This is a genomic window from Acinetobacter sp. V2 (genome assembly GCF_001188385.1).
In the GTDB taxonomy this organism is placed as follows: Bacteria; Pseudomonadota; Gammaproteobacteria; order Pseudomonadales; family Moraxellaceae; genus Acinetobacter; species Acinetobacter oleivorans.
In genome coordinates, this window is the sequence record NZ_JZFB01000001.1 from 262,555 (window position 1) to 279,561 (window position 17,007).

At 39.4% G+C, this 17,007-nt stretch carries 16 protein-coding genes and 2 pseudogenes; 10 read left to right on the plus strand and 8 right to left on the minus strand.

The genetic code is table 11. From position 1 onward, the window contains the following. A pseudogene (locus UC75_RS18525) lies at positions 1–67 on the minus strand (LysE family translocator); the annotation flags it as partial. A 156-nt stretch (positions 68–223) separates the two neighbouring features. Between UC75_RS18525 and UC75_RS01185 the strand changes: the two are divergent. Then, positions 224–679: an Lrp/AsnC family transcriptional regulator gene (locus UC75_RS01185; protein WP_000376211.1), complete on the plus strand. Its 456-nt coding sequence runs from the start codon at positions 224–226 to the stop codon at positions 677–679. A gap of 57 nt (positions 680–736) precedes the next feature. Here the strand turns inward: UC75_RS01185 and UC75_RS01190 are convergent, their stop codons facing one another. Next, the gene (locus UC75_RS01190) at positions 737–2,353 is read right to left on the minus strand and encodes a purine-cytosine permease family protein (protein WP_004793027.1); all 1,617 of its coding nucleotides are present in this window, start codon (positions 2,351–2,353) and stop codon (positions 737–739) included. A 195-nt stretch (positions 2,354–2,548) separates the two neighbouring features. Between UC75_RS01190 and UC75_RS01195 the strand changes: the two genes are divergently transcribed. Together UC75_RS01195 and UC75_RS01200 are read left to right on the plus strand one after the other, a co-directional pair. Further along, positions 2,549–6,013: an ATP-binding protein gene (locus tag UC75_RS01195; RefSeq protein ID WP_049836422.1), complete on the plus strand. Its 3,465-nt coding sequence runs from the start codon at positions 2,549–2,551 to the stop codon at positions 6,011–6,013. After that, positions 6,010–6,969 carry a response regulator transcription factor gene (locus tag UC75_RS01200; protein ID WP_049836423.1) on the plus strand — a complete coding sequence of 320 codons (960 nt, stop codon included), beginning with the start codon at positions 6,010–6,012 and terminating at the stop codon, positions 6,967–6,969. Before UC75_RS01195 ends, UC75_RS01200 begins: the two co-directional genes overlap by 4 nt. Before the next feature lie 46 nt (positions 6,970–7,015). On the opposite strand, the gene UC75_RS01205 is transcribed toward UC75_RS01200, so the two are convergent. Both UC75_RS01205 and UC75_RS01210 read right to left on the minus strand, forming a co-directional pair. Continuing rightward, positions 7,016–8,086, minus strand: coding sequence for an alpha/beta hydrolase (locus tag UC75_RS01205; RefSeq protein WP_049836424.1), 1,071 nt, complete (start codon positions 8,084–8,086; stop codon positions 7,016–7,018). A gap of 45 nt (positions 8,087–8,131) precedes the next feature. Next, positions 8,132–8,608, minus strand: coding sequence for a cyclophilin-like fold protein (locus UC75_RS01210; protein ID WP_049836425.1), 477 nt, complete (start codon positions 8,606–8,608; stop codon positions 8,132–8,134). A 285-nt stretch (positions 8,609–8,893) separates the two neighbouring features. Between UC75_RS01210 and UC75_RS01215 the strand changes: the two genes are divergently transcribed. Beyond that, positions 8,894–9,784 (plus strand): LysR family transcriptional regulator, encoded by an 891-nt coding sequence (locus tag UC75_RS01215; RefSeq protein ID WP_049836426.1) that lies wholly within the window; start codon positions 8,894–8,896, stop codon positions 9,782–9,784. On the opposite strand, the gene UC75_RS01220 is transcribed toward UC75_RS01215, so the two are convergent. Further along, on the minus strand, positions 9,762–10,967 hold the full coding sequence (locus tag UC75_RS01220; RefSeq protein WP_049836427.1) for an MFS transporter: 1,206 nt from the start codon (positions 10,965–10,967) through the stop codon (positions 9,762–9,764). The genes UC75_RS01215 and UC75_RS01220 overlap by 23 nt on opposite strands. Positions 10,968–11,230: 263 nt before the next feature. Between UC75_RS01220 and UC75_RS01225 the strand changes: the two genes are divergently transcribed. Further along, on the plus strand, positions 11,231–11,515 hold the full coding sequence (locus UC75_RS01225) for a GNAT family N-acetyltransferase (RefSeq protein ID WP_001025680.1): 285 nt from the start codon (positions 11,231–11,233) through the stop codon (positions 11,513–11,515). A 105-nt stretch (positions 11,516–11,620) separates the two neighbouring features. Here the strand turns inward: UC75_RS01225 and UC75_RS18530 are convergent, their stop codons facing one another. Further along, a complete protein-coding gene (locus UC75_RS18530; RefSeq protein WP_128825104.1) occupies positions 11,621–11,734 on the minus strand; it encodes a hypothetical protein in 114 nt (37 codons plus the stop codon). Positions 11,735–11,798: 64 nt separating this feature from the next. On the opposite strand from UC75_RS18530, the gene UC75_RS01230 reads away from it, so the two are divergent. The 5 genes from UC75_RS01230 to UC75_RS01250 all read left to right on the plus strand — a co-directional run bounded on the left by UC75_RS01230 (position 11,799) and on the right by UC75_RS01250 (position 15,687). Next, positions 11,799–12,458 (plus strand): amino acid ABC transporter permease, encoded by a 660-nt coding sequence (locus tag UC75_RS01230; RefSeq protein WP_001104465.1) that lies wholly within the window; start codon positions 11,799–11,801, stop codon positions 12,456–12,458. Next, positions 12,448–13,113 (plus strand): amino acid ABC transporter permease, encoded by a 666-nt coding sequence (locus UC75_RS01235; RefSeq protein ID WP_000418067.1) that lies wholly within the window; start codon positions 12,448–12,450, stop codon positions 13,111–13,113. The genes UC75_RS01230 and UC75_RS01235 overlap by 11 nt, the downstream gene beginning before the upstream one ends. Before the next feature lie 2 nt (positions 13,114–13,115). Then, entirely contained in the window at positions 13,116–13,847 is a 732-nt protein-coding gene (locus UC75_RS01240) for an amino acid ABC transporter ATP-binding protein (protein WP_049836428.1), read from the plus strand. A 30-nt stretch (positions 13,848–13,877) separates the two neighbouring features. Beyond that, positions 13,878–14,738 (plus strand): transporter substrate-binding domain-containing protein, encoded by an 861-nt coding sequence (locus UC75_RS01245; RefSeq protein WP_049836429.1) that lies wholly within the window; start codon positions 13,878–13,880, stop codon positions 14,736–14,738. Between the two features lie 82 nt (positions 14,739–14,820). Further along, the gene (locus tag UC75_RS01250; protein ID WP_049836430.1) at positions 14,821–15,687 is read left to right on the plus strand and encodes a cysteine ABC transporter substrate-binding protein; all 867 of its coding nucleotides are present in this window, start codon (positions 14,821–14,823) and stop codon (positions 15,685–15,687) included. 37 nt (positions 15,688–15,724) lie between these two features. Here the strand turns inward: UC75_RS01250 and UC75_RS18535 are convergent. Continuing rightward, positions 15,725–15,845: pseudogene (locus tag UC75_RS18535) on the minus strand (hypothetical protein). Positions 15,846–15,922: 77 nt separating this feature from the next. Continuing rightward, positions 15,923–16,858: a LysR family transcriptional regulator gene (locus tag UC75_RS01255; protein WP_049836431.1), complete on the minus strand. Its 936-nt coding sequence runs from the start codon at positions 16,856–16,858 to the stop codon at positions 15,923–15,925. Positions 16,859–17,007 lie beyond the last annotated feature (149 nt).

Here is a 17,007-nt window from a genome sequence, read left to right on the forward strand (position 1 = left end):
CTGCCCCTGGAGTAATAATAAAAAGAATGGAGACACTCCAAAATGCAATAAAAATGTTAAAAGCCATATGCTTATCTCGGCAAACTATTTTCCAAAGGTTTCACTCGTGGTTTAGAAAAAATCCCTATTTATTCGAGCTTGTTGAAAATAATATGCTCATGTATTTAGAATGTGCTTTTAAATGTTTGCTCATATCACACTCATTTGGGGTAAATTTTTCTAAATGGATCGCACAGATAAAAAGATTCTTGCTGAATTGCAATTAAATGGCCGATTATCTATCACTGAGTTGGCAGAAAAAGTAGGTTTGAGCATTTCACCTTGTCATAGACGAGTGAAGGCTTTAGAAGAATCGGGAGCTATCAAAGGCTATCGGGCAGAACTCGACCCAAACTTAGTAGGATTTGAATTTTCAGCGATTGTTTTTATTACGCTTAAAGAAGGTGATAAACAGGCAGTCGAGAAGTTTGAAAATGCCGTAATTGATATCCCGCAAATTATTCAGGCCCAGCGCTTGTTTGGTGAGCCAGATTATTTATTACATGTGGTCGCTAAAGATTTACCAGCTTTTCAGCGTTTGTATGATGAAAAATTATCTGCTATTCCAAGTGTGCAAAGACTCATCTCAACCATTGTGATGAAAGATGTAGTGCCTGAACGTTTATTTCCGATTGGCTAAGAATCATCAAATATAAAAAAAGAAGCTTTAAAGCTTCTTTTTTAGTTTCGAGAGTATTTAAGCGTCGAGTGTTTTACACAAAGAACAGATCGTGCCGTTATGTTTGTGAGAGAACATAATATCTGGACGCTCGTAACCTTGCTCACATACGCGGCAGTGGTAAACAGTTGCAACTGGTGTGCCTTCAGCATCGTAACGTGGTTCTTTAATGCCGTCATCGTGTGACTTGATGTAGTATTTTCCTTTGGTTAATAAGCCCATGACTGGAGTTAATACAAAGGCAAGTACAAGCGCGATAAGCGGTGAGTAAGGCGCCAAGAAACTACCGAGTAAGCCGAAGAATGCTGCAATCGATAGTCCTGCTGATACAAGGAACGCAACCATACCAACAGGGTTTACGTTGTAGAGCATGTCACGGCGATATTCCGGTTCTTTTGGTGAAAGTTTTAAAACATATTTGTTGATTGAAATATCTGTTGCAACAACTACAACCCAAGCAATGGCAAAGTTTGAATAGAACCCTAAGATTTTACCTAGTACCGCAAACATGTTGCCTTCCATTAAAGCAAGCGCAATCGCCAAGTTCACCATCACAAAGACAATACGACCCGGATAATGTTTGCTAATACGTGTGTAGGCACTTGTCCATGCAAGGGAACCAGAGTAAGCATTGGTCACATTAATTTTAATTTGAGAAATGACTACCAAAATCACTGCCAGTGTTAAAGCTGCCCAGCCCGGAAGCATGTCATGAAACGCTGCATTAAACTGTTGAACAGGTTCAGTGCTGTTTACGCCCGGTATTTTAGTGAGTAAATAGAACCCTAAAAACGCCCCAATAATTTGTTTAATTGCACCTAAAATCACCCAACCTGGACCTGCTGAAATAACGGCTGCCCACCATGCTTTGCTATTTTCTTTTGTTTTAGCAGGCATGAAACGTAAGTAATCAATTTGCTCACCAATTTGCATGATGAGCGATAAACAAATACCAGCACCTAACATGATTGCAGCCATGTCTACAGTTGCAAAACCTTCTTTACCCGTAAAAGTAGCAAATTGGCTGACTAAGGTTGGTTCTTGATAAATCAGGTAGGCCACAGGACCAATCATCAGAATGAGCCAAAGTGGGGTAGTCCAAACTTGTAATTTACTTAAAGCTTTCATGCCGTAAATCACCAGCGGTATGACCATAACGGTTGAGATGAGGTAACCTGCCCAAAGCGGAATGCCTAAACCGAGCAATAACCCTTGCGCCATGATTGAACCTTCAAGGGCAAAGAAAATAAATGTGAAACTGGCGAAAATGATACTAGTAAGAACTGATCCGATATAACCAAAACCTGCACCGCGGGTAATCAAGTCAAGGTCGATGTTATAGCGCGCTGCGTAGTAGGCTAAAGGAATGCCGGTTAAGAAGATAATAATCGCTGCAAATAAAATGGAGAAAACAGCATTGGTTGTTCCGTAAGACATACCAATACTGGCACCAATAGAAAAGTCAGCAAGATAGGCAATACCACCAAGAGCAGTAATAGCGACAACTTTGGGACTCCAGCGCCGAAAGCTGTGTGGAGCATAACGTAAAGTATAATCTTCTAAGGTTTCATTCACTGCTTTTTGTGAATCTGTACCTTGCACAGTGTCCAGATTTGGATGTTCAGATACACTCATAACATCAATCTCCCAATCATTTTCGGTCAATCAACACAAATATTGATCATTGTTTTTTGATGGTTTTGAGTGTGTGATTTTTGAGAAAAATTGAAAATACGTTATTTTGCGTATATGTGCGTATTTGAGAAAATCGCCATGATAAATGACTTTTGGCATAAGGATTGCTGGGTTTAATGCAGCCCCATCCAAAACATGAGTGTTATGCCAGATTCTTCACGCCCCCAACAAGCGCCACAACGTGTGATCAAAACACGCCGTGAATATAATATTTGGGTGGCAGATGAAAGTATCGAAGATTATGCGCTCCGCTATGCACCTACCTCAGTAAGAAAATGGTCACCTTGGACCGTTACCAACACCGCAATTTCGACTGTTAGTTTTCTGGCGATGGAAGCCATTGGGGCGACCATGCTTTGGCAGTATGGCTTTAGCAATGCAGTCTGGGCAGCAATTGTCGTATGTACCATCATATTTTTAACCAGTTGGCCGATTAGTTACTACGCTGCAAAATATAATGTAGACGTCGATTTGCTTACTCGTGGTGCAGGTTTTGGCTACATTGGCTCGACCATTACCTCTCTAATTTATGCCAGCTTTACCTTTATTTTGCTTGCGTTTGAAGCCGCAATTATGGCGATGGCACTTGAGCTGGCTTTAGGTATTCCACAAGTTATTGGTTACTTAATTTCGGCATTAGTGATTTTGCCTTTAGTAGTCAAAGGTATTGGTTTTATTAACAAAGTTCAGGCAGTCACTCAGCCAATCTGGCTCTTATTGCTGTTATTACCGTGGATTTTTGTACTTTGGAAACAGCCACAAATTTTAAGTAGTAGCCTGCATTTTGTTGGTGCGGTTTCAAACTCGACTGATTTTAATCTGTATTACTTTGGTGCGGCGTGCACTCTTATTTTTTCATTTGTGATCCAAATTGGTGAGCAAGCCGACTATTTACGCTTTTTACCCCAACAAGAAAAAAACAGAACCGCATGGCGTTTTGCCGTTTTTTTAGGTGGCCCATCTTGGATTATTTTTGGTTTTCTAAAAGTTCTAATGGGCATGCTGCTGATGGTGCTGGCTTTTCAGCTGTTTATTCCTGTCTCTGAACTAGACAATCCGACTTATCTATATTGGGTTGCCTATCAACAGTTTATTCCAAATCCTCAACTTGCTTTAATTCTCACATTAGCACTGGTTTGCTTGGCGCAAATTAAAATTAATATGACCAATGCCTACGCTGGCTCATTGGCATGGTCCAACTTTTTTGCTCGCTTGACTCATAGCCATCCGGGGCGAATTGTCTGGCTTCTTTTTAATGTTTTTATTGCTATCGTTTTGATGGAAATGGGGATTAGCCATGCAGTTGAGCGCATTTTAGGTCTATATAGCAATATCGCTTTGGCATGGATTGGCGCCGTTGTTGCAGATTTAATTATCTGTAAGCCTTTAGGTTTAAGCCCGAAGGGAATTGAATTTCGCCGTGCTTATTTATACGACATTAACCCTGTAGGTGTGGGGGCCTTACTGATTGCTTCAGTGTTATCGATGCTGAGTTATTTGGGCTTTTTCGGACTCATGGCAAAAGGATTGGCGAGTTTTATTGCTTTGGGGAGTGCAATGTTATGCGTTCCTGTCATTGCTTACTTAACCAAAGGCAAATATTACATTGCACGCCTACCTGAAAAAATTCAGGCGACTTCGGTTGCTAACTGTGTGGTATGTGAACGGGACTATGAACTTGCTGATATGGCGGGCTGTCCAGCCTATAATGGTACGATTTGCTCTCTATGCTGTTCACTTGAAGCACGCTGTCACGATTTATGTAAACCTGATACACGTTGGTCAGTACAACTTAAAAAAGCCATCTGGCACTATTTACCTGAACGCTGGGCTAGTCGTTTAAATAGCAGGGTCAGTTTGTATCTATTGCTGACTCTAGGACTGTCGATCGTTTTGGCAGTGAGTTTGAGTCTGGTTTATATCCAAGAAAAAACCTATTTAGAAACGATTAATGCCGCAGCCGTTCCTCAGTTATTTACGCTGTTTGTCAAAATCTACACTATTTTATTTTTATTGATGAGCGTTGCTGCATGGTGGCTCGTATTAAACGATGAAAGCCGCCGTAATGCCGAAATTGAAACGCATCAGCAAACAGCATTATTGATTGATGAAATTGCTGCCCATGAAGTCACTTCAAAAGACCTGCAAGATGCCAGAATTTCGGCAGAGCGGGCAAATGATGCAAAAAGCCGTTATGTCATTGGCATTAGCCACGAACTAAGAACCCCTCTAAATAGTATTTTAGGCTATAGTCAATTACTTCAGAAACAAGAGCAACTTTCAGAACAAGGCAAAATGGCGCTCGGGGTGATTAGCCGTAGTGGGCAGCATTTGACTTCACTGATTGACGGTTTACTAGATTTAGCACGAATTGAAACAGGTAAAATTTCTTTAAATGTGGTGGATGTGCATTTTCCAAATTTTATAGAACAGATTATTCAAATGTTTCAGCCACAGTTTGAACAGAAGAATTTACAGTTTATTTATGAAATTGGAGAAAACCTACCGCACTATGTTCGTACCGACAAAAAACGCTTAGAGCAAGTGCTCATCAATTTATTGGGTAATGCTTTAAAATTTACGACGAGCGGTACAATTACTTTAAAAGTCGAGTACCGTTTTCAAACGGCTTATTTTGAAATTAGAGATACGGGCTGTGGTATTGCCGAGGCCGATTTAGAGCGAATCTTTAATCCGTTTGAACGGGGTAGTAATGTGGTTCAAGGCGGATTTACCGGAACAGGACTCGGATTACCAATTGTAAAATTATTAGTCGATTTACTCGGTGGCCAGCTATCTGTGACTAGTCAACTCAATCAGGGTTCACAGTTTAAGATTAAGTTTTACTTACCTTCAAAAGAAGTGGTTCATCCAATTTCTAATGTTTACTCCAACCAGATTACTGGTTATCAAGGCGAACGAAAACGAATTTTAGTTGTCGATAATGAAGCGGTGGATCGAGGTTTAGTCGCTAATTTTCTCAAACCTTTGGAATTTATTATTGAAGAAGCTGAGTCGGGCATTGACTGTTTAAGACGTGTACCTATTTTTCAGCCTAACCTGATTTTGATGGATTTAAATATGCCTCTGATGGGCGGGTGGGAAACAGCGCGATTATTACGTCAGAATAATATTACCAATGTGCCGATCTTAATTATTTCGGCCAATGCAGGCGAGCGTGAAGTCAATCCACAAGATGCCGTCTTAAGTGAAGACTTTATGTTAAAACCAATCGACCTGAATTTGTTGCTGAGTAAAATTGGAGACAAGTTAGGCTTGGTATGGATTGATTCCAAATCAGATGCACATCTTGAAAATAATGAAGTTCAAGCACTTGATGTAAAAGTGTTTAAGCAAGAGCAAAGCGCTGTTCATGCACCAATTAAACAGCCAGAAGATAATGAGCTGCTCGATTTACCGCAAAGCTTGCAGCAATTAAATGATTTGATTGGACAAGGTTATATCCGTGGAATTCAACAGACTTTAACGCAATGCCGCCAAAATTTTCCAGAGCATAACGAGTTATGGGAACAGCTTGAACACGCTATTCAAAAGTTTGATTTAAAACACGCGCAACGATTAATTCAGGATAAGCAATGAGTACGCAACATGTTTCTTTTCAGCAAGCTTCGCCAAACGAGCAGGCTGTTATTCTGATTGTGGATGATGTGCCGGAAAATTTAGGCTTGCTACATGAAAGTCTGGATCAGGCGGGTTATCGCGTGCTTGTCACAACCGATGGATTGAGTGCAATTGAAATTGCACACCGATGCTTACCAGATATGATTTTGCTTGATGGCAATATGCCACATATGGACGGTTTTGAAAGTTGCATACAGCTTAAAGCAAGTCCAATTACGCAGTTTATTCCCGTCATTTTTATGACAGGTTTGTCTGAGACAGAGCATATAGTGCGTGGTTTTCAGGTCGGTGGGGTGGACTATGTAACCAAACCTTTGAATATTGAAGAAGTATTAGCAAGGGTAAAAACACATTTGGCACATGCGAAACTATTGCAACAACAAAAACAAGTGATTGATGCAACGGAAACAGCAATTCTTGCGCTAGATATTCACGGTAAAATTGTTTGGAAAACTCAAAAAGCCAGTGATTTACTGAATCAATATTTACCCGAATTAGACGGTTTTGAAGCAGGCTTAAAAGCGTGGTTTTCAGACTTAGAGCAAGAAAAAGATCCTAAAAAATTAACCAGCTGTTCTTATTCGACGCCATCTCAGCAATTACAGCTTTTATTGCTTACGCCGTGGGAGACTGAACCAAGTGTGGCAAAAAACTATCTGATACAGATCAAGACATCTACACCTGCCTTGGAAATGAATGATATTTTGAAATATTGCCCGCAGTTGACTCAACGTGAGGCAGAAGTCATGCACTGGTTATTGTTAGGGAAAACCAATAAAGATATTGCAGAGATCTTGGAGCTTAGCCCACGGACGGTGAATAAACATTTAGAGCATGTTTTTGAAAAACTTTGTGTTGAAAACCGAACTGCTGCCGTGGCGCATATTAATAGTTTGGTACAAGAGTTTCATTAAGTTAATTAAAAAGTTAGAGGCCCTTAGAGAACCTCTATCATTTTTCTTACTTCAAGTTCTGTTTAAAGAAACTGGTTAATTTATTAAATGGAATGAGGTCGACCCGATCATATAAATCAACATGTCCAGCGCCTTTAACGTAGTAAAGTTCTTTTGGTTGGCCCGCGAGTTTGTAAGCCTCTTCACTAAATTCTTTTGAGTGGGCCTGATCACCCGTAATAAATAGCATTGGACGTGGTGAAATCGTTTCAATGTCATTAAAAGGATAGAAGTTTACAAATCGTACTTCTGTGGTTTGTGCACGATTTTGAGTTTGTTCTAAAGTTTTACCTTTTGGAATTGATGCTCCACGCGAGGTTCTATAAAAGTCATGAAACTCACGTGTCACAGCATCCGCGTTGTCATCAAGTTGAGTCGGTAAATAATTGAGCCATTTGGTTGCGCCACCTTGGAACTCTACATAGCGTTGTTCTGCCGCAGCTGCTAACATTTTCTTTCTTTGCTCTAAAGTTTGTGAATGTTTTAGGCCATTACGTGTTGCTGCACCCATGTCGTACATACTGACAGTGGCAATAGCTTTTAAACGCGGATCAAGTTTCGCTGCACTAATTGCGAAACTACCGCTACCACAAATACCAAGCACGCCAATGTTATTGCGGTCAATGAAAGATTGAGTTCCTAAATAATCTACTGCGGCATTAAAAGCTTCTGTATAGATTTCTGGGGCAACCAGATTTCGAGGTTCACCTTCACTTTCCCCCCAGTAAGGTAGGTCAATTGCTAGGGTAATAAACCCTTGCTCAGCTAATTTTTGCGCATAAAGCATAGAGCTCTGTTCTTTCACGGCACCCATAGGGTGACCTACAATAATCGCAGGACTTTTACTATTTTTATTGAAGTTTTTAGGAATCACTAGGTTCCCAACTACGTTCATGTTGTATTGATTTTTAAAAGTCACTCTTTGAATAGTCACTTGTTGGCTTTGATAAAAATTATTCGCGTCGTTACTCATGTCTGCTGCCATAGCTGAAGTTGAAGAAAATAATCCAATTGTTGCTGCACAAACTGCCGCCGCTGTATGTGTTTTAAGCTTTTTAAAAAAGGGAGATGGATTCATAAATACCTCAATTTAAACAATGTGAATGAGTGAATAGATAGATGTTTATTCGATTTGGGAAATTGAAATTTTGATGGGTTGTTTTTGCTTGAATACGTGGGGAATAGCATCAAGTTTCCCAAGAAAAATGAGGCCATTCGCGTAACCAACAGCTGAGTCTTTATAGAAAAAAGCCAGATTACCCCACGGAGCATAATAGGTAAGATCACCAGCCTTGCCAGCATAACCATGAGGCGAATTTTGCATAGTTAGCTTGTTTGGTAGATCGGCTATTTTTTCAGTTGAGTCATAATCTTTGAGGATTAATGTCAAAGGAAGCTGTTTGGCAAAATCTTCAACAGTAGGTGACATGGCTAATGTGGCAAATAGCGGTTGCTGTGTTCCATCAATATCAATACGGATTTTCATCATCGATCCCCTTTGTTGATTTTTACCTTGAGGCTTTATTGCATAAGAAGCGGAAGTCACTGAGAACAAAACACATAGGCTGACTAAGCCTTTAAAAAAATTATAATTAGCCATATCAACTCACCTCGCTTCTTTAAGAAAAAGCACATAAATGCAATGAAGCTATTTATTCTTTAACGTAAAGATATGAGTGGAATTTATTAATTTTTTACAATAATAAAATGACTCATAATAATCGCCTCAGTTTATTTAAATCTTCATATTTACTGCTTGATATGGATTTTAACGAATCTTCTTTTTAATAATTAGTCTAAAAAACAAACATGGACTTATGAGTAATATTCATGAATAGTTTTATCCTTTATAATGAGGTTGACTCCCCAATAAGAGATAAAGCAGATGATAAATAAAGAAAACTATAATGATCTTTATGCTTTTTTAATGGTGGCAAGAGAGGGTAGTTTTACTAAGGCCGCAGGGAAAATGGGAATTTCACAATCTGCGCTAAGCCATACCATTCGGGGTTTAGAAGAACGTTTGGGAATGTTGCTCCTGACCAGAACCACACGTAGTGTTTCACCCACAGCAGCAGGTGAAAGGTTGAAACAAACGATTAGTGCCAGTTTTGACCAAATCGATAATGAATTGTCCCTTTTAACATCATTTCGGGATCAACCTGCTGGTACGGTTCGGATTAATGCTAGCAGCCATGCAATACGGGAAGTGCTGATTCCCAAACTTAAAAAGATTGCGGGTGATTACCCTGATGTACAAGTAGAAGTGACTGCCTATAGCGGCATGGTCGATATTGTGGCAGAGCGCTTTGATGCAGGCGTCCGTTTCGGAAGCCGCGTAGCTGATGGCATGATTGCAGTACGCATTAGTCCAGATGTCAAAATGGCGGTAATAGCAACACCAGCATATTTTGAACAATATGGAATTCCTAATATCCCTAAAGATTTAATCAATCATCAATGTATTGGCTATCGTTTAACGACCCAAGGCAGCGTATATGCGTGGGAGTTTGTGAAAGATGGTCAAGAAACAAAAATTAAAATTCAGGGGCAATGGATATTTAATGAAAGTTATGAGATTGCACAAGCTGTTCGGGCTGGATTTGGACTGGCTTATATTCCAGAAGATTTGATTCGAGAAGATCTAAAAGAAGGGAAGCTGATTCAAGTTTTAGCAGAGTACAGTATCCAGTTTCCCGGATACCATTTGTACTATCCACATCGCAGACAACTTTCACCTGCGTTACGGTTGGTTATTGATGTGCTACGTGAGTAGCATTTCGCCATGTGAGAAAAGCAGTAATCGCACCTAATAGCAAAATAGTTGCGCTCATATAGAACGTGGAGCTATAGCCATCTGAGTCATATAACAATCCACCTATAGTTGCGCCTAGAGTAATTGCAAATTGAATAATTGCAACCATCAAACCCCCACCAATTTCGGCATCTTGATGTAGTGTTTGGGCAAGCCACGTGTTCCATGCAACTGGTGCCGACGTTCCAATAAAGCCCCATAAACCCATCAATATAGCAACAAACCATAAATGCTCACCACCAAATACAAAAGCTCCAGCAATCACTGCCATGATGAATGGAATAAGAATCAGATAACGATAAACATGCTGGTGGAGGATTAAACTAATTACAAATGTACCCACTAAACCTGCTAAACCCAATATTAATAATAAAATGGATAGCATTGTCGCATCGACATGAGTAACGGTTTCTAGAAATGGGCGTAAATAGGTAAATAGCGCAAATTGGCCCATAAAAAGTAATAAAATTCCTGTCATCCCATAAAGTACAATTGGGCGTTTTAGTAAACCAAATGGATTTTTAGATTTCTCAACTGACAATATTGCAGGAAGAGAAGGCATACTTTTAAATTGCCAAATAAGTGCAACAATCGCGATGGGAACAATACAGAAAAAAGCACCACGCCAGCCAATAATTGAACCCAAAAAACTTCCTAATGGTGCTGCAATTGTGGTGGCTAGAGCATTTCCGCCATTTAATAAACCGAGTGCTTTAGGTACTGAAAGTGGAGGAACGAGTCGCATAACAATTGATGTCGACATGGCCCAAAAACCACCAATCACTACGCCTAAGATTGCACGACCCAACATAAACAAAGCCGCAGAATGGGCAAATGTAATGACTATGCCCGAGGCAATCATCAGTAGGGTGAGTAATAAAATGATATGACGTCGGTCCCATGCCTTAAATACACGACTAATAGACAGGCTGGTCATCACAGCAAAAATACCAGAAATTGCGATTGCTTGACCCACTTGGCCTTCACTCATATTTAAATCTGAAGAGATGGGGGTGAGTAAACTTACGGGCATGAACTCAGATGCAATTAATACTGCGCAGCAGAGTGACATTACAAAGACGGCACCCCAGGCAGGTGTTGAATGTTCATATGTGCTTTGCTCAATTTGATGAAAAGAAGACATAAAAGTTCCAATCTCAAAACCATTGAATTTTCATAAATGAAATGAATAAAATCTGGTCGCAGAGCTTAACAGTAATGATTTGAGAGGATTAGACACAGAATTACGAATAGAATTATGAGTTTTATGCATGAATTGTATTTAAAAAGCATACAGACTCGCTGCTAAAAACAGGCTATTTTTTTACACTTAGATTTGTTCTTATAGATAAAGATTATACAAAGTCATTTCTAAATAAATATGAGTCGTAATACGAGGAATTCATTGTGAATATTCAACAAAAAGATGATACAAAACACGGCAGCTTTAGCTTACTTGATGGTGAAACCGTTGCAGGCGAAATGACTTATACATGGGCAGGCGAAAGCATGCTAATTATTGATGCCACAGATGTGAATGAAAATTATCGTGGACAAGGTGTAGGTCGCCAATTACTTGATGCATTGGTGGCTTTTGTTCGTGAAAAAGACGTAAAAGTAATTCCTCTTTGCCCATATGCTAAATCGGTTTTTGATAAAGACCCAAGCATTGGCGATGTACTGAGAAAGTAAGTAATAGATTAAAATCATTTAATAAAAATCGGGCCTTGGTGTCCGATTTTTTATTGGTTTTATTATTCATCTTTGTTTTAGTGAATATGTTTTGAGCGGTTGTATTCAGCTGATTTGAAGGTTTTTGATTGCCAGATCGAATTTATCAAACTTATAGAAAAGCTTATCTAATAAAAATAGTTTTAGACCAATTGGGAAAAAAATAAACTCGTTGCACAAATATTTAATAGCTGATGAAAGCTAAATATTTATAACGTTTTAATATTATTTTTTGGAATTTTCCTTGAACTGGCAGTATATCCATAGTGTGTTGCCGCAATTTTTCTCTGCAACTTTGACCACGCTGAAAATTTCAATTATCAGCATTATTTTGGCAATTATTGTGGGGCTGATTTGCAGCATTTTAATCACATATCGCGTGCGGGTGCTAAATAGAATTGCCCAGTTCTATATTGAGTTATCTCGAAATACCCCTTTATTAATTCAACTGTTCTTTTTGTATTACGGTTTGCCAAAGCTTGGCATCAAAATCGATGGTTTTGCTTGTGGTGTGATCGGACTGACCTTTTTAGGCGGTAGCTATATGGCCGAAGCTTTCCGAGCAGGTTTGCAGTCTGTTGCAAAAGGGCAGATTGACTCTGCAAAAAGTATTGGTCTGCAACCGACTCAAATTTTTAGATATGTCATTTTTCCTCAAGCACTGGCTATTTCAATTCCGGCAATAGGGGCAAATTGTCTATTTCTAATTAAAGAAAGTTCTGTGGTTAGTGCCATTGCTGTCGTTGAACTGCTTTTTGTCACTAAAGACTTAATTGGCATGGACTATAAAACCACCGAAGCTTTGTTCTTACTCATCATGGCTTATCTAATCATTTTATTGCCCGTGTCTATTTTAACCAGTTATCTGGAGCACAGAAGTCGGAAGGTGAGCCATGGAACTTGATTATTTATTTCAAGCGAGTCACCTCGAACGTTTAATGTGGGGACTTTGGGCAACTGCAAAAATTGCATTTATTTCAGTGTTTTTCTCTGCAATTTTCGGCACAGTTTTCGGCGTCATTATGACCTCTAAAAACATAGTCGTTAAAGCGCTGTGCCGTCTGTATTTAGAAGCCATTCGAATCATTCCGATTTTAGTTTTGCTGTTCGTGTTTTATTTCGGCTTTGCGACATGGTTTAACTGGCAGTTTTCAGCAATGTGGGTATGCGTTGTTGTATTTGTTTTATGGGGTACGGCAGAAATGGGCGATTTGGTTCGTGCAGCCATTACTTCAATTGACCAGCATCAACGCGATTCAGCCTATGCGCTCGGACTTACCCATGTTCAAGCCTTGGTCTACGTCATTTTTCCGCAAAGTCTAAAACGAGTAACTCCAGGCGCGATTAACTTATTTACCCGAATGGTGAAAACTAGCTCTTTGGCAGTCCTGATTGGTGTAGTTGAGGTCATTAAAGTTGGCCAGCAAATTATTGAAAATTCGCTGTTAACCGTGCCGAGCGCTTCTCTTTGGATTTATGGCTTTATTTTTATTTTGTATTTTCTGATTTGCTATCCCTTATCTCGTTTGGCGGCACATTTAGAAAAGGTCTGGGAGTAATTATGCCTTTGTTATCGATACAACAATTACAGAAATCATTTGCACAAAGTCATATTTTACAGGGCATTGATCTGGATGTAGAACAAGGGGAAGTGGTTGTTATTTTAGGTCCATCGGGCTGCGGTAAAAGTACCTTATTGCGCTGTATTAACGGCTTAGAACCGATTCAGGGTGGTGAAATCCGTTTAACTGGCTCAGGTATGCTCGGTAAAGATGTGGACTGGACTAATGCTCGTCAAAAAATTGGCATGGTTTTTCAGAACTATGAGCTATTTGGGCATATGAACGTCATTGACAACATTTTGCTTGGGCCACTCAAAGTACAAAAACGCCACCGCGATGAAGCTGAACAAGTCGCAGATGAGTTGTTAAAGCGCGTGGGGTTGTTTGAGCGAAAACTTGATTATCCACGACAGCTTTCAGGTGGACAAAAACAGCGTATTGCCATTGTTCGTTCACTGGTCATGCAACCTAAAGTCATTTTGCTTGATGAAATTACCGCTGCACTTGATCCAGAAATGGTTAGGGAAGTACTCGATGTGGTACTCAAGTTAGCGAATGAAGGAATGACGATGTTGATTGTGACACATGAGATGTCCTTTGCCCGTAAGGTTGCCGACCGCATTATTTTTATGGATAAGGGCAAGATTATTGAACAGGCTTCACCAGAAGAATTTTTTGAACAGCCGAAAACAGAACGAGCGAAAGCCTTTCTAAATATTTTGTCGTACTAAATTTTTATTATTTGAATCATGAGGAAGTGAATGTTTAAACGTAATTCAATAAAAATATTAAGCAGTCTTGCTGTTGCTGGGGTGTTGTTAACTGCATGTAATAAAACGCCATCAACTGAACAGGCAAGTAATGCTCAAGAAGACCACTCTTTAGAACAAGTCAAAAAAAATGGGGTTCTACGAGTTGCCGTTTTTGCTGATGATCCGCCATTTGGTTATGTAGATAGTGCAGGTAATAATCAGGGCTTTGATGTGGCTTTAGCAAAACGAGTGACCAAAGACTTGCTTGGCGATGAAAAGAAAGTTGAGTTTATTGTGACTGAAGCTTCAAATCGGGTGGAGTTTTTAAAATCGAATCGCGCTGATGTTGTATTTGCGACGTTTACAGTAACTCCTGAACGCAAAGAGGTTGTCGATTTTGCTGAGCCTTATTTAAAAGGTGCTTTTGGTATTGTCTCGCCTAAAGCTAAGCCGATTACTGACATTGCTCAATTAGAAGGTAAAACCTTAATTGTAAATAAAGGCACAAGTTCAGATACTTACTTTACCAAGCATTATCCAAAAGTGAATTTACTCAAGTTTGAAAGAAACTCGGATGCCTTTAAAGCCTTAACTGACGGTCGTGGTGACGCGATTTCTCAAGATAGTACCTATGCTTTAGCGTGGGCTGCGAAGAACCCAAGTTATGTGGCAGGTATTCAGTCCATTGGTGATCAAGAATTTATTGCACCAGCAGTTAAAAAGGGCAATACGCAATTATTGAATTGGCTCAATACTGAAATTAAGCAGCTCAGAACAAGCGGTGAAATTAATAAAATTTATGATGAAACCTTGAAGCCAATTTACGGTGACTCGGTCAATCCGAATGTGTTTTTAGATGTAGGCCAATAATTTTCGATATCGCTAGAGCAGTGTCTACCAAGAGGCGCTGCTGTTTTAAATAAGACTTTTACAAGAACGATAGGGTGAAATAATGACAACATTAACATTGCAAAACGTGAAGCATATTTTAGCTGCGTCTTTACTGAGTTTAGGTTTAGTTGCATGTGACAAAGGAACTCAGTCTACTGAAAAATCGGCAGATACCACACAAACAGTGTCGAGTATTGAACAGATCAAAAAAAATGGTGTGGTACGAATTGGGGTATTTAGTGATAAACCGCCGTTTGGATATTTAGATGCTCAAGGTAAAAATCAGGGCTTTGATGTAGAAATTGCTAAGCATGTTGCGAAAGATCTGCTGGGTGATGAAAACAAAGTAGAGTTCGTTTTAACTGAAGCAGCTAACCGTGTCGAATACTTAAAAGCCAATAAAGTAGATATTATTTTTGCAAACTTTACTATTACACCAGAACGTAAAGAAGTGGTCGATTTTGCTAAGCCTTACCTAAAAGTGGCACTAGGTGTGGTTTCTCCAAAAAGTCATCCAATTACTGATGTGGCTCAACTTAAAGATAAAACTTTATTGGTAAACAAAGGTACAACGGCTGATTCATTCTTCACCAAGACTCATCCTGAAATTAAGCTACAAAAGTATGAGCAAAATACTGAAACTTTTGATGCTTTAAAAGATGGTCGTGGTGCTGCGCTTGCACATGATAACTTGCTGGTTTTAGCTTGGGCTAAAGAAAATCCAAATTACACTGTTGGCATTACCAATTTAGGTGAGCAGGACTTAATTGCACCAGCAGTGAAAAAGGGTGATAAAGAGTTGCTGGACTGGTTAAACCAAGATTTAGAAAAATTGGCAAAAGAAGGTGTGATTCATCAAGCTTATGAAAAAACGTTAAAACCAGTCTATGGCGATACGATTAATCCAAAAGATCTATTGGTTGAGTAATTCTAATAAAGAGGACTCTAGATAGGATTTGCTCGTGCTAGAATTCATCTACAGCCTGCCCATAATTTTTAAAAATAATGTTTTTTGCAATATTTTTTATAGATGTAAACAGTGGTCAGGTTCTGTAGATGAGAAAGTTTTTTGGTTACTTTTTTCAAAAAAAAGTAACAGAATTAGCTGCTTACTTTAGAGGTTAAAAGGTAGGATTCCATCGTGCTAATTCCTTGACTCTATATTACTTTAACTTAAATAAAGTCGGCTCTGCTGCTAGTTTATCTGCCAAATATTGAATCAATACACTCAATTTAGGCGGGACATGCCGTGTCGGTGGGTAAAGTAACCACAACCCACCACTATAATAGGTCTTAAAATACCAATCTGGTAAAACCTGAACTAAGGAACCTTGTTGTAGCGCATGGCGTGCAACGAAGTATGGCAAACTCGCAATACCTAAATGCTGTAATGCGGCACTCAAACGCACACCCGTATGGTTTGCTGCATAACGACCACGCACAGCAACACTTATCGATTTATTTCCTTGTTGAAATTTCCATTTTGAGTCACTGGCTTGTTCACCCAAGTAAATACATTCATGCTGCTTTAAATCATGAGGGTGGTTCGGAGTGCCATGCTTTGCTAAATATTCATGTGTGGCACAAATCAAATGGTCAATATCAATGAGCTTTCGTCCCATCAGCCCACCCGGTGGTTGCTCTGTAATTCGAAGTGCTAAATCGACGCCATCATCAATCAGGTCTACATAACGATCTTCTAAAAGCATTTGAATATCAATTTTCGGGTAGCGTTCTAAAAATTCGGGTAAATGCGGATGAATCATAAAATGTCCCACAGCTTTGGGAACACTCATACGAATAATACCTTCTGGCTCGACATGAAATTGACCTGAACTTTCCATGACTGCTTGTGCAGCATTCACCATATCTAAACAACGTTGATAAACCTGTTGTCCGCTTTCACTTAAACGAAGTTTCCGCGTAGTTCGATAGAGTAAGCGGGTGCCTAAAGCACGTTCTAAACGAGCAATCGCGCGGCTGACAGCAGAAGGTGTTGTACCAAGCTGCCTTGCAGTTTCAGAAAAACTTTCCGACTCGACAACCTTAACAAAAGTCGCCATTTCATTTAACAGAACCAGACTTTGATTTGTGCTCATGAAGCAAAAGTTATTTGGATTTTGATTAGATTATCGCGTCTAAAAAATCGCAATACAATCTTTTAGATGATTTTCAGGAAACTAAATTGTTATGTGGCAGTTGTATGGACATGAGTTTTTAACGCTAGCTCTTATTCACTTTATGGCGG